12 protein-coding genes are annotated in these 13,222 nt (G+C 66.7%); 5 read left to right on the forward strand and 7 right to left on the reverse strand.

The features are described from left to right. Positions 1 to 10 precede the first annotated feature (10 nt). Entirely contained in the window at positions 11 to 400 is a 390-nt protein-coding gene (locus ABH915_RS08810) for an SHOCT domain-containing protein (RefSeq protein ID WP_018772370.1), read from the reverse strand. 205 nt (positions 401 to 605) lie between these two features. Continuing rightward, positions 606 to 1,559 carry a 3-methyl-2-oxobutanoate hydroxymethyltransferase gene (gene panB / locus ABH915_RS08815; RefSeq protein WP_370120011.1) on the reverse strand — a complete coding sequence of 318 codons (954 nt, stop codon included), beginning with the start codon at positions 1,557 to 1,559 and terminating at the stop codon, positions 606 to 608. A gap of 262 nt (positions 1,560 to 1,821) precedes the next feature. Between panB and glnA (ABH915_RS08820) the strand changes: the two genes are divergently transcribed. From glnA (ABH915_RS08820) to ABH915_RS08835, 4 genes are all read left to right on the forward strand, one after another. Then, positions 1,822 to 3,162, forward strand: coding sequence for a type I glutamate--ammonia ligase (glnA, locus tag ABH915_RS08820; RefSeq protein ID WP_018772372.1), 1,341 nt, complete (start codon positions 1,822 to 1,824; stop codon positions 3,160 to 3,162). Between the two features lie 9 nt (positions 3,163 to 3,171). Further along, positions 3,172 to 6,183, forward strand: a complete 3,012-nt coding sequence (locus ABH915_RS08825) for a bifunctional [glutamine synthetase] adenylyltransferase/[glutamine synthetase]-adenylyl-L-tyrosine phosphorylase (RefSeq protein WP_370120014.1) — start codon at positions 3,172 to 3,174, stop codon at positions 6,181 to 6,183. 72 nt (positions 6,184 to 6,255) lie between these two features. Then, a complete protein-coding gene (locus ABH915_RS08830) occupies positions 6,256 to 6,672 on the forward strand; it encodes a VOC family protein (protein ID WP_026266248.1) in 417 nt (138 codons plus the stop codon). Between the two features lie 62 nt (positions 6,673 to 6,734). Continuing rightward, positions 6,735 to 7,250 (forward strand): GNAT family N-acetyltransferase, encoded by a 516-nt coding sequence (locus tag ABH915_RS08835; RefSeq protein ID WP_370120017.1) that lies wholly within the window; start codon positions 6,735 to 6,737, stop codon positions 7,248 to 7,250. A gap of 215 nt (positions 7,251 to 7,465) precedes the next feature. On the opposite strand, the gene glnA (ABH915_RS08840) is transcribed toward ABH915_RS08835, so the two are convergent. Continuing rightward, positions 7,466 to 8,890, reverse strand: coding sequence for a type I glutamate--ammonia ligase (gene glnA, locus ABH915_RS08840; protein WP_018772378.1), 1,425 nt, complete (start codon positions 8,888 to 8,890; stop codon positions 7,466 to 7,468). A 284-nt stretch (positions 8,891 to 9,174) separates the two neighbouring features. On the opposite strand from glnA (ABH915_RS08840), the gene ABH915_RS08845 reads away from it, so the two are divergent. After that, the gene (locus ABH915_RS08845) at positions 9,175 to 9,612 is read left to right on the forward strand and encodes an RDD family protein (protein WP_370120020.1); all 438 of its coding nucleotides are present in this window, start codon (positions 9,175 to 9,177) and stop codon (positions 9,610 to 9,612) included. Positions 9,613 to 10,059: 447 nt separating this feature from the next. On the opposite strand, the gene ABH915_RS08850 is transcribed toward ABH915_RS08845, so the two are convergent. The 4 genes from ABH915_RS08850 to lipB form a co-directional block, all read right to left on the reverse strand. Next, positions 10,060 to 10,422 carry a DUF3817 domain-containing protein gene (locus ABH915_RS08850; protein ID WP_018772380.1) on the reverse strand — a complete coding sequence of 121 codons (363 nt, stop codon included), beginning with the start codon at positions 10,420 to 10,422 and terminating at the stop codon, positions 10,060 to 10,062. 211 nt (positions 10,423 to 10,633) lie between these two features. Continuing rightward, entirely contained in the window at positions 10,634 to 11,383 is a 750-nt protein-coding gene (locus ABH915_RS08855) for a DUF4191 domain-containing protein (RefSeq protein ID WP_370120024.1), read from the reverse strand. Positions 11,384 to 11,473: 90 nt separating this feature from the next. After that, positions 11,474 to 12,481, reverse strand: a complete 1,008-nt coding sequence (gene lipA / locus ABH915_RS08860; RefSeq protein ID WP_018772382.1) for a lipoyl synthase — start codon at positions 12,479 to 12,481, stop codon at positions 11,474 to 11,476. Beyond that, positions 12,478 to 13,146 carry a lipoyl(octanoyl) transferase LipB gene (gene lipB / locus ABH915_RS08865; RefSeq protein WP_370120027.1) on the reverse strand — a complete coding sequence of 223 codons (669 nt, stop codon included), beginning with the start codon at positions 13,144 to 13,146 and terminating at the stop codon, positions 12,478 to 12,480. The genes lipA and lipB overlap by 4 nt, the downstream gene beginning before the upstream one ends. Positions 13,147 to 13,222 lie beyond the last annotated feature (76 nt).

Genomic DNA, 13,222 nt, shown 5'->3' on the forward strand with positions numbered 1-13,222 from the left:
CGTTTTCGTGTCAGGCCAGGGCCTTGGCCTTAAGGGAATCAAACTCGGTCTGGTTGATGGCTCCGGAATCAAGCAGCGCCCTGGCATCGGCGATCTGGGCGGCCGGGCTGGCCGTCGAGCCTGCGGCCTGCTTGATGTATTCCTGCTGGGCAGCCTGCTGCTGGGCCACAATCTTCATTTGACGATCGGCCATGCTGCGGCCCCGGGCGATCAGGTAGATGAGGGCGCCGAGCCAGGGAACGAAGATCAGCAGGATAACCCAGCCGGCCTTGGCCCAGCCACTGAGCTCGTGGTCGCTGAACAAGTCCATCAGGCAGCGGAACCACACCATCAGCGCAGCGATCCAGATGAAGAACCAGAAACTCCACAGCAGAACGTCCCAGAAGCTATTCGTGTCCATCGATACTCCTCGAATCGTGTCCGTCGGAGCCAGACCTTACGCGGAGCGCATGAAACCGTCCGGACCGGCGGAACATCTTGAGGTCCTAATGCAGACCTTAATGGTCAGTGTGCCCGCACTGGAGCCCCAACGCCTCGCCCATGAAGGATGATGTGTTGCCGAAGCGTCCCCTGATGAAGAAGGTCCGGGGCCCGCAGGCGGGGAACTAGAAGGAGTGTTCCGGTCCGGGGAACTGGCCCGAGCGCACGTCGTCGCCGTAGGCTTTTGCGGCATCGCTGAGCGACGTGCGCAGGTCGGCGTACTGTTTGACGAATTTCGCCATCTTTCCGCCGCGCAGGCCGGCCATGTCCTGCCACACCAGGACCTGTCCGGTCGTGGCGCTGCCGGCGCCGATGCCCACCGTGGGGACGTCGACGGCGGCGTCCACGGCGGCCGCCGTGGCGGCCGGGACCATTTCCATGAGCACGCTGAACGCGCCGGCGTCGGCCAGCGCGACGGCGTCGTCGATCAAGCGCTGGGCGTCATCGCCGCGGCCCTGGACGCGGTAGCCGCCGAGGGAGTGCTCGCTCTGCGGGGTGAAACCGATGTGCGCCATGACGGGGATGCCGGCCTGGACCATGGCGCGGACGGTCTCGGCGTAGAACTTTCCGCCTTCGATCTTGACGGCGTGGGCCAGGCCCTCTTTCAGGAACCGGACGCCGGTGGCGACCGCCTGCTGGGCGGAGACCTCGTAGCTGCCGAACGGCAGGTCAGCGACCACCAGGGCCCGTCGCGCGGAGCGGGCGACGGCCCGGCACAGCGGAAGGAGCTCGTCCACCGTCACGGGAAGGCTGGTCTCGTTGCCGAAGACGTTGTTGGAGGCCGAATCGCCCACCAGGAGCACCTCGATGCCTGCCTGGTCAAAGATTTCTGCGCTGTACTGGTCGTACGCGGTGAGCATGGCGAAGCGTTCACCGTTGACCTTGGCCTGGTAAAGATGGTGCGTGCGGATCCTGGCTGCCGGTTTCCGGGCCGCCTCCGCACCCCCGCCGGCGGTCCCGCCGGTGCCACCGGCCGACGTGGCCGATGAGGCGGCCGTCGAAGCCGCTGCCGGGCCGCTGCCGTAGGGGGCCGCAAGTTCTGCGGGCGTGCTGGAATCTGAGCTGTTACTTGAGGCCATGCCACGAGCGTAGTGCGAGACGAAGTGCCGCAGCTACCGGGAGACGCCTTCGTGTGCCGTGAATCACGTCATGCGGGCGGTCCGTGCGACGGCGCCCTGCCGCCGAACGCCGCGAATTCGACCGCCTGTATGTTAACGGTGTGTTACGCGGGGGTCCGGCTTCGGTAATCGGTGGCAATGCTTAGTAAAGTGAACCGTGAGCAGCCGCGGGGCCCATGAATGCCGGGCCTGGGGCGGATGGAAGAACCGGAAAGAGGCCAGTATGGACCGCCAGCAAGAGTTTGTCCTGCGGACGATCGAAGAGCGCGACGTGCGGTTTGTGCGCCTGTGGTTCACCGACGTCGTGGGATCGCTCAAGTCCGTGGCCCTGGCCCCGGCCGAGGTGGAGGGCGCCTTCGAGGAAGGACTCGGATTCGACGGTTCCTCGATCGAAGGCCTGGCCCGTGTCTTCGAATCCGACATGCTGGCCCAGCCGGATCCGGCCACGTTCCAGATCCTGCCGTGGCGCGGCGAGACGGAGGCCACATCGCGGATGTTCTGCGACATCCTGACACCCGACGGCGAACCTTCCGCCGCGGACCCCCGCAACGTCCTCAAGCGGACCCTGGCCAAGGCCGCGGACATGGGCTTCACCTGCTACACCCACCCCGAGATCGAGTTCTACCTGCTCAAGTCCCAGGAACCCGGCCCCGACGGATCACCCGTCCCCGTGGACGAGGGCGGCTACTTCGACCACGTCCCGGGCGGCGTGGCCCAGGACTTCCGCCGGACCGCCGTGACCATGCTCGAATCGGTCGGCATCTCCGTCGAATTCAGCCACCACGAGGCCGGACCGGGCCAGAACGAAATCGACCTGCGCTACGCCGACGCCCTGCAGACCGCGGACAACATCATGACGTTCCGCACGGTCATCAAGGAAGTCGCGCTGCAGCAGGGCACGTATGCCACCTTCATGCCCAAGCCCTTCACCGCCCACCCGGGTTCCGGCATGCACACCCACTTCTCCCTCTTCGAAGGGGACACCAACGCCTTCTACGAGGCCGGTTCAGAGTTCCAGCTGTCCGAGACGGCGCGCCAGTTCATTGCCGGCATCCTCAAGCACGCCCCCGAATTCACTGCCGTGACCAACCAGTTCGTCAACTCCTACAAGCGGCTCTGGGGCGGGGGAGAGGCGCCGAGCTACCTGAGCTGGGGCCACAACAACCGCTCCGCCCTGGTCCGCGTCCCGCTGTACAAGCCCGGCAAGGGCCAATCCGCGCGGATTGAATACCGTGGCATCGACTCCGCCGCCAACCCCTACCTGGCCTACGCCGTGCTCCTCGGTGCCGGCCTCAAGGGCATCGAGGAGGGCTACCAGCTCCCCGCCGCGGCCGAGGACGACATCTGGTCGCTGAGCTCGGCGGAACGCCGCGCCATGGGACACGACCCGCTGCCGGCCAGCCTGCACGACGCCATCCGGACCATGGAGGATTCCGAGCTCATGCCGCAGATCCTTGGCGAGCAGGTGTTCGAGCACTTCCTGCGCAACAAGCGTGCAGAATGGCAGGACTACCGCCTCCAGGTGACGCCCTACGAATTGCAGCGCAATCTCGGCATTCTGTAGGTTGCCCCGATGAGCCTGGCACGACGCCTCATTGCCGCCGGCTTCAGCGATCTGGACAAGGGCGAGCGTTTCCTGGCGGCCCGGGAACTGGAGGGACTCGACCAGGATGCCCTTTTCGCGGGGCTGCAGCTGGCGGCCAACCCGGACACGGCCCTGCAGTCCCTGGTCCGGCTGATCGAGAAGCACCCGGAGCTGCGCAAGCTCGCCGTCGCGGACCCGGAAAGCAGCGAACCGCTGTACCGGGTCCTGGGGGCCTCCGAGGCGCTCGGCGAATTCCTCATCCGCCACCCCGAACACCTCGACGCCTTCGACGTCCGGGTTAGCCCGGAACCGCTGCCCGCCGACACCGTGGCCCTGCGCACCCGGCTGCTGCAGTCGGTGCGGGCCGATCCCAAGTCGGCCCGGCCGGTGGCCGCCCTGAGCGGTCAGGAAGCCTACGCAGCCCTGCGCACCGCCTACCGGCGCGGGCTCGTGGAGCTGGCCATCAAGGATCTGTGCGCGGCCGATCCGCTGGACTTCATGCCCGCCGCGGGTGCGGAACTGGCGGATCTCGCCGGCGCCGCCCTCGAGGCGGCCCTCGCCGTGTCCCGGGCCGAGGCGGCGGAGAAGTTCGACGCCGCGGAGGTGGCCGACGTCGGCCTCGCCGTGATCGGCATGGGCAAATGCGGTGCCCGCGAACTGAACTACATTTCCGACGTCGACGTCATCTACGTGATCGATTCCGGCGCGCTGGAGGAGACCCGGGCCACAACCATCGGCACCGTCCTCGCCTCCGGGATCTCACGCGCGATCATGTCCACGAGCCGCGAACCCGGACTGTGGGAAGTGGATGCGAACCTCCGGCCCGAGGGAAAGTCGGGGCCGCTGGTCCGGACCCTCGCCTCGCATGAGAGCTATTACGCGCGCTGGGCCGAGAGCTGGGAATTCCAGGCCCTGCTGAAGGCCCGGACCATCGCCGGCGACACCGCCCTGGGAGCCCGCTACGAAGCAGCCCTGACGCCCCTGATCTGGTCCTCGGCCGGGCGGGAGGGCTTTGTCGAATCCGTCCGCGCCATGCGCCGCCGCGTCACCGAGCACATTCCAGCCGATGAGGAACAGCGGCAGATCAAGCTGGGCCGCGGCGGACTGCGCGACGTCGAATTCACCGTCCAGCTGCTGCAGCTCGTGCACGGCAAGTCCGATGAATCGTTGCGCCGCCGGGACACCACCTCGGCCATCGCCGCGCTGTCCGCCGGCGGGTACATCGGCCGCTCCGACGCTGCGGAGTTTGACCGCGACTACCGGTACCTGCGGCTGCTCGAACACCGGATCCAGCTGTTCCAGCTGCGCCGGACGCACCTCATGCCGGTGAACGAAGCGTCATTGCGGTCCCTGGCCAAGGCCGTCCTGGGACCGTTCTCCGCCGAGCGGCCCAAGCCGGACGCCCTGGTCGCGGCGTGGCGAAAAACCAAGCGCTCCGTCCGGGAACTCCACGAACGAATCTTCTACCGGCCCCTGCTCAATACCGTCGCCACCCTGAGCAGCGAAGAGGCACGCCTGACCCCGGAAGCCGCCCAGGGCCGCCTCGCCGCCCTCGGCTACCTCGATCCCCCCGGCGCCATGCGGCACATCGAGGCCCTCACCGCCGGCGTAAGCCGGCGCGCCGCACTCCAGCGCCAGCTCCTGCCCATCCTGCTGGACTGGCTCGCCGACGGCGTTGACCCCGACGCCGGGCTGCTCGCCTTCCGGCGGGTCAGCGAGGCCCTCGGCACAACACACTGGTACCTGGGCATGCTCCGGGATTCGACGGCCGCGGCCGAACGGCTCTGCCACGTGCTCGCCAACTCCCGGCTGATCGCGGACCTGCTGGAGGTTTCGCCCGAATCAGTGGCGTGGCTGGGCACTGACAAGGAACTGGTGCCGCTCAGCTTCGAATCCCAATGGCTCGAAATCACCTCGAAGATGTCCCGGCACGCGGACCCGGAGAGCGCCATGCGGCTGATCCGGCTGATCCGGCGCCGGGAAATCCTCCGGGTCGCCATCGCGGACAGCGCCGGGCTGCTGGACCAAGACCAGGTGGGGGAAGCCCTCGCCGACACCGACCGGGCCGCCGTCCTGGGGGCGCTGCGCGTGGCGGAGACAATCATCACCGCCGAGGAACCGCTGAAGACCCACGTGCTGGTGGTCGCGATGGGCCGTCAGGGCGGCCGGGAGATTGGCTACGGCTCGGACGCCGACGTCATGTACGTCCACCGCGGACTCCCCGGCGTGCCGGAAGAGGAGGCACAGGCTCAGGCCCTGCAGATCGTGGGCAAGCTCTCCAGCCTGCTGACCCAGCCGCTCAAACCGGCGATCCTGGCCGAGCGGGTGCTCGCGGTGGACGCGGACCTGCGCCCCGAGGGCAAGAGCGGGCCCATGGTGCGGTCGCTGGAGTCCTATGCCGAGTACTACCGCCGGTGGTCCCTCGTCTGGGAGGCCCAGGCGTTGCTGCGGGCGCGCCCCATGGCCGGCGACGATGCCCTGGCCGAGGACTTCGTGGCGCTGATCGACACCATCCGATACCCGGAGTCTTTGTCTGACCAGGACGTGCGGGAGGTGCGGCGGGTCAAGGCCAGGGTCGAGGCGGAGCGCCTGCCGCGCGGCGCCGATCCCGCCCGTCACCTGAAGCTTGGCCGGGGCGGGCTGAGCGACGTCGAATGGCTGGCCCAGCTGCTCCAGCTCCGGCACGCCGGCCGGCACCCGGAGCTGCGGACCACGTCCACGGTTGACGCGCTCGAGGCGGCCGCGGCACTGGACCTGATCGACGCCGGGGACACCGTCATCCTCCTCCGGGCCTGGCGGCTGGCGAGCCGGATCCGTTCGGCCAACGTCATCTGGACCGGCCGGCCCTCGGACCTGCTGCCCTCGTCCCGCCGCGACCTTGAGGCGGTGGCCCGCTGGTGCGGCTACGGACAAGGCAATGCCGCGGCGCTGGAGGAGGACTACCTGCGGTTGAGCCGGCGCGCCCGGGCGGTATTCGAGCGGGTCTTCTACGGCCAATAGCGCCCGGCGGCGGCCTGCCGGCTGCGGACCGGACCTGCTGACACATGCTGCGGGCGGTGCTACCTTGGGCCAATGGCCAGGCAACTTTTTGTGAACCTTCCCGTCCGGAACCTCGATAAGACCGTTGAATTCTTCACGGCGCTGGGATTCTCCTTCAACCCCGACTTCACCGATGAGAACGCCACCTGCATGATCGTCAACGACGGCGCGTACGTGATGCTGCTCGTCGAGTCCTACTTCAAGACCTTCACCTCGAAGTCCGTCGCCGCTACGGCCGGCACCGCCGAGGTCATCATGTCCTTCTCGCTTGAGAGCCGCGAAGCCGTGGACGAGGTCATCCGTACCGCCCTGACCTCCGGGGGCACGGCATCGGAGGAAGCCCAGGACTACGGCTTCATGTACACCCACAGCTTCCAGGACCCGGACGGCCACCTCTGGGAAGTCTTCTGGATGGATCCGGCCGGACCGCCCAAGGACGCCGCGCTGTAGCCGCAGTCCTGTAGCCGCAGTCCTGCAGGCAGGGGTGCCGGCGGCGCGGGTACGCTGTCTACATGTCCGGACACGTATGGCTGCTGCCTTTGAAGAACCTCGACGACAATGCCCGGGCCATCAAGCTTGGGGAGATCGCGCTGCTGGAGCTCGGCGAGGGGCAGCAGAAGTTCGTGGGGGACCCGCTGCGGATGATGCTGATCGGGCTCGAGGAAGAGTCCCGGCACCCGTTCGCCGTGGATGCGAACGGGGCCGCCGTGGGAGTCCTGACGCTCCAGGCCGGAGCGGCGACCCTCGCGGGCTGGGCCGAGGACCACACCGCCTGGCTCCTGCGGGGCTTCCTGATCGACCGGCGGCAGCAGGGCAAGGGCCTCGGCACCCTCGCCGCGGAGGCCGCCGTGCGGGAGGCAGCCAAACTGACGGCGGGCCTCGGCAGCGGCCAGACCGGCGTCGTACTCTCCGTCAACGAACTGAACCCCGGCGGGCAAGCCGCCTACCGCAACGCCGGATTCGAGGACCGCGGCCGCTACGAAAGCGGCGACGCCGGCCCCCAGCGCGTCATGTACCGGGCATTCTGAACCGGGCGGTTTGAACCCCCATACGCACAAGTGGCCGACTACGCGTTGGATTGGGCACTCGCACCCGCAACCATGGCCGTATGACCGGGCGTCGGAGCAAGCAGATTGTGGCATGACAAAAGGGCCGGCCACGGGTTGATACCCGTGGCCGGCCCTTGATTGTTTAGCGAATCCGCGGCGAGGTGGCCCAAGCCGTCTTCACTCGCAGGGTGCGACTAGACGCCGTAGTAGAGCTCGAACTCGTACGGGTTCGGACGCAGCGAGAGCGGACGGATCTCGTTCTCGTACTTGTACTCGATCCAGGTGTCGATCAGGTCCTGGGTGAAGACGCCGCCGGCCTGAAGGAACTCGTTGTCCTCGGCCAGTGCATCCAGGGCCTCCTCGAGGGTGCCCGGAGCCTTGGGGATGTCCTTGGCTTCTTCGGCCGGGAGCTCGTAGAGGTCCTTGTCGATCGGAGCCGGGGGTTCGATCCGGTTGCGGATGCCGTCGATGCCGGCCATCAGCTGGGCAGCGAACGCCAGGTACGGGTTGGAGGAGGGGTCCGGAGCGCGGAACTCGATGCGCTTGGCCTTCGGGTTGGAGCCCGTGATCGGGATACGGATACCGGCGGAGCGGTTGCCCTGCGAGTAAACCATGTTGACCGGGGCTTCGAAGCCCTTGACCAGGCGGCGGTAGGAGTTCACCGTCGGGTTGGTGAAGGCCAGGACGGCGGAGGAGTGCTTCAGCAGGCCACCGATGTACCAGCGGGCGGTGTCAGACAGGCCGGCGTAGCCCTTCTCGTCGTAGAACAGCGGCTCGCCGCCGGTCCACAGCGACTGGTGGCAGTGCATGCCCGAGCCGTTGTCACCGAAGACCGGCTTCGGCATGAAGGTCACGGACTTGCCCCAGGCATCGGCCGTGTTCTTGATGACGTACTTGAACTTCTGCAGGTCATCAGCCGCGTGGGTCAGGGTGGTGAACTTGTAGTTGATCTCAGCCTGGCCGGCGGAGCCGACTTCGTGGTGGCTGCGCTCGACCTCAAGGCCGGCCTCGTCCAGGGCAACACACATGGCATCGCGCAGGTCGGCCTGCTTGTCGGTGGGGGAGACCGGGAAGTAACCGCCCTTGACCGGGGTCTTGTAGCCGAGGTTTCCGCCCTCTTCCTCACGGCCGGAGTTCCAGTGTGCTTCCTCGGAGTCGATCTTGTAGAAGCTGCCCTGCGGGGAGGACTGGTACTGGACGTTGTCGAAGACGAAGAACTCGGCCTCGGGAGCGAAGAACGCGGTGTCGGCGATGCCGGTGGAGGCCAGGTAGGCCTCCGCCTTCTCGGCCACGCCGCGGGGATCGCGGTGGTACGGGTCACCGGTGCGCGGGTTCACGATCGAGAAGTTCAGCGCAAGGGTCTTCTCCATGCGGAACGTGTCGATGAACGCCGTCGTGACGTCCGGGATGAGCTGCATGTCAGACTCGGCGATGCCCTGGAAGCCGCGGATCGAAGATCCGTCGAAAAGCTGGCCGTTGACGAAGAAGTCGGCGTCAACGCTCTTGGCGGGCACGTTGAAGTGCTGCTGAACGCCAGGGAGATCGGTGAAGCGGATATCGACGAATTTGATGTCTTCGTCCTTGATGAACTTGAGGACTTCGTCCGCAGTCTTGAACATCTATGCTCCTTACGCATATGAAAGATCTGGCCGTCAGGCACATTTGTCCAGCGCAGTCCAACAGCGGGGAAGGCAAAAAAGCTTCCCCGCTTCGCAGTCGCTAGCAACTGTTACCACCCTAAGGACGCGGGATTTCCCCGCAGTGTCCGCATTGTTTCGGGGAGGTTACAGAATGTCCTGACACGTAAACGGTAGTCGCCAGTCCACACTGTGGCCTATCTGGTCCACAGTGTGACACCCTACCGCCCACACTGTGGACAGGCCATAGCCGATAAGCTTGGAGGGTGGTTGATCGCAAAGACATCGGTTCATGGCTCAGCGGGCCGGACACATCCGGCATCTCCAGTTACCCGGGGGAGCGGCTCGGGCTGCCCGAGTCCGGGCCAAGGTCGATCGCCCGCGCCGGCCGGCGCATCCTGGCGATCTGCATTGACTGGGGCATCGCGCTGCTGATCAGCAATTTCGCCTTCGGCGGCGACTCCTGGGCCACGCTTGCCGTGTTTGCCATCGAACAAATCCTGCTCATCGGCACTCTCGGCTACAGCATCGGCCACCGGATCGTGGGGATACACGTGGTCCGGGCGGGCGGCGGCCCGGCGGGTCCACTCGCGGCCCTGGTGCGCACGCTGCTGCTGTGCCTCGTTATCCCTGCCGTCATCTTCGACCCGGACCAGCGCGGCCTCCACGACAAGGCCATGAATACGGTGCTCGTCCGGATGTAGTCGCTGCCCGTGTCCGACGGCGGTGCCAGGCAGCCAGGCGCGGCGGGCCCTCGGCCGTTTGCCACGAATGGCCGCTAACCGCGCCGCATAGCGGCCATGTGCGTCAGATGGGCACAGCCATGGCGCCGGGCGCGGCGGGCCCTCGGCCGTTTGCCACGAATGGCCGCTATCCTCCCCGTTCGGCGGCGGGCCCTCGGCCGTTTGCCACGCATGGCCGCTAACCGCCCCGCATAGCGGCCATGTGGGTCAGATGGGCACAGCGATGGTAACGGGGCGCGAGGGGCCCTCGTCCGCTTGCCACGCATGGCCGCTATCCTCCCCGTTCGGCGGCGGGCCCTCGGCCGTTTGCCACGCATGGCCGCTAACCGCCCCGCATAGCGGCCATGTGCGTCAGATGGGCACAGCGCAGGTGCCGGGGCGCAAAGAAACCCGAGGTCCTGGGCGGAGCTAGACCCCCGCCGTCTCCTGGGCCGGCGTCGGCGCAGCCTCTCCGGACCGTGCCGCCAGGTATCCGCGGCGGCCGGCCCAGCGCTCAAACCAAACCGTCGCGAAGGGGAAGACGGCGGAGAGCCCTGCGAGCAAGGCCACCCGGAACGGCCAGCGCAGCATCGCCCACAGGCTCAGCGCCGCAATGGCGTAGCCGATGAAAAACGCGCCGTGGATCGGACCGGCAATCTCCACGCCGAGTTCCGTCGTCCGGGTGACCCATTTGAGCACCATACCGAGCAGCAGCGCGGCCCAGCTGAACGCTTCGGCGATCGCCAGCCCCCGGAAGATGCGGATCATCGTGGCGGTCGAGGGAAGTTTCATGCGTGTCTCCTGAGTTCTTGCGTCCAGTGTCGCGGTGTCCGGTATCCCGTGTCCGGTGCGTGGCGCCGGGTGGACCGACGTCGCGCCGTAAAAGAGCGGGACAAGAAACGCCCCGGCTGGCGGCCTGACGTGGCCGTGAACCGGGGCGATTCTGTACTGCGATTCTGTACTGTGGGCAATTCTGTCCTGCGGGCGCGGTACTGCCGCCCGTCTAGCGTCCGCGGGTCGGACGGGCCTTGTAGGGATCGATGCCCTTCGGGATGGGCAGGCGGCCGCCAAGCGAGGAAATGCGCTTGGACACGGCGCTGACCTCGGTCTTGGTCAGTTCACCCTTGAGCTTGTTCATCTTCTTGGCGATCTGGCTGAGCGGCACCTGGCCCTCGCCGCGGCCGCTTTCGATCACATGGATGGTGACGTTGGGGAGGATGCGTGCAAGGCGTTTGCGCTCGGCGTCGACCAGCGGCTTGACCCGGTTGCTGGGGCCTTCGCTGACTAGCACGACGCCGGGACGGCCGATGGCACGGAAGACGGCGTCCTGCGTGCGGGGGTTCACGGCGACGGGCTGGTCCTCGGTGATCCAGCCGCGCTTGAGCGTGCCCAGCGCGGCACCTGAGGCGCCCGGCTGGTTCTCGATCTGCGCGAACGCGGCGCGCTCGGCGCGGCGGGACAGAATCAGAGTGGCCGCGAGGGCACCCAGGGCGATGCCGATGATCAGGCCGGTGATCCAGTTCTCGAGCAGGAAACCGACCAGGAGGCTGAGCGCAACAACACCCAGGAACGCCAGCAACATGAGCCACGGAACCATGGGATCGTGGCGGCGGGTCATCTGGAAGACCTCGCCGATCTGCTTCAGCCGGCTCGGCTTCTTGGCCTTTGCTTCCTTGGGCTTACGGGAGAAAAGACCGCGCTTCGGAGCTTCGGAAGCCGGGCTGGAGTTGCTGGGATCAGGGGAATTCGCCATAGTTCCTTAATTCTACGTGATGGACGGCCAAGGGCCGGCACCGGAGTCATCCGGTGCCGGCCCCTAATCGGAAGGGTGTCAGAGCAGGGTTCAGGAATGTGCCGCGAGCAGCGAGCTGGCTTCCTGGCGGGTGCTTCCGGAGCTTTCGATGTGGGCGAGTTCGGCCGGGATTTCCCAGCCCTTCTTGCGCATCGCGGTGGCCCAGAGCCGGCCGGCGCGGTAGGAGGAACGCACCAGGGGTCCGGACATGACGCCCAGGAAGCCGATCTCGTCGGCTTCATTTTGCAGGTCCACGAATTCCTGCGGCTTGACCCAGCGGTCCACCGGCAGGTGCCGCTCGGAGGGGCGGAGGTACTGGGTGATGGTGATCAGGTCACAGCCGGCCTCGTGCAGGTCCCGCAGCGCCTCGGAGATTTCCTCGCGGGTCTCGCCCATGCCGAGGATCAGGTTGGACTTGGTCACCATGCCGAGCTTGCGGCCCTGGGTGATGACGTCCAGGGAGCGGTCGTAGCGGAACGCCGGGCGGATCCGCTTGAAGATCCGGGGCACGGTTTCGACGTTGTGGGCGAAGACCTCGGGCTTGGAGTCGCAGATCGCCTCGATGTGCTCGGGCTTGCCGGAGAAATCGGGGATCAGCAGTTCGACGCCGGTGCCCGGGTTCAGTTCGTGGATCTTGCGGACCGTCTCGGCGTACAGCCAGACGCCCTCGTCGGCGAGGTCGTCGCGGGCCACGCCGGTGACGGTGGCGTAGCGCAGCTGCATGGCCTGGACCGAGCGGGCCACCTTGGTGGGCTCGAACATGTCCACGGGGGAGGGCTTGCCGGTGTCGATCTGGCAGAAGTCGCAGCGCCGGGTGCATTCGGAGCCGCCGATCAGGAAGGTGGCTTCCTTGTCTTCCCAGCATTCGAAGATATTGGGGCAGCCGGCCTCCTCACACACCGTGTGGAGGCCCTCCTTCTTGACGAGGTTCTTGAGCTGGACGAACTCGGGGCCCATCTGGACCTTGGCCTTGATCCATTCCGGCTTCCGTTCCACCGGTGTGGCCGCGTTTCGCTGCTCAATGCGCAGCATCTTCCGGCCTTCTGGTGCCAGTGTCACAGTAGAGCTCCTTCTGGGGTTGCAACTAGGGCTTGTTCATTGTTGCGCAGTTCTTCGGTGATCCGCGACACGAGGTCCGCCGGGGTGACGTCCCTGCCAAGTTCCTGGGTGATCGTGGTGACTCCGGCGTCACTGATCCCGCAGGCGATGATCTGGCCGTAGGGGGCGAGATCGTTGTTGCAGTTGATCGCGAAGCCGTGCATGGTGACGCCCTCGTGGACACGGATGCCGATGGCCGCGATCTTGCGGTCCGGACCCTTTTCGTCCTGTTCGATCCAGACGCCCGCGCGGCCCTTGATCCGGACGGCGGCGATGCCGTAGTCCGCCAGCACGGCGATGATGACGGCTTCCAGCCGCTCCACGTAGTCGCGGATGCCGGCCTTGTTCCGGAGTTTGATGATGGGGTAGCCAATGAGCTGGCCGGGGCCGTGCCAGGTCAGCTTGCCGCCGCGGTCCACGGCCACAACGGGAGTTCCGTCAAAGGGCCGTTCGTGGTCTTCGGTGCGCTTGCCGGCGGTATAAACCGCGGCGTGTTCGAGCAGCAGTACAGTGCTGGGCGCGGTGCCCGCGAGGACCTTTTCATGCAATTCGCGCTGGATGTCCCATCCGCGCGTGTAATCGATGAAGTCCGGGGCGAGACCCAGCTGTTTGAACTCAAGAGTCATGGCATCAAGCTTAGACCCCGCCGCACCCACTGCCCGTTTGTGTGCTTAAGCTCTCATGCCTGTGGATAACTTCTGC

The sequence above is a fragment of the Arthrobacter sp. MW3 TE3886 genome, from assembly GCF_041262145.1.
Lineage (GTDB): Bacteria > Actinomycetota > Actinomycetes > Actinomycetales > Micrococcaceae > Arthrobacter.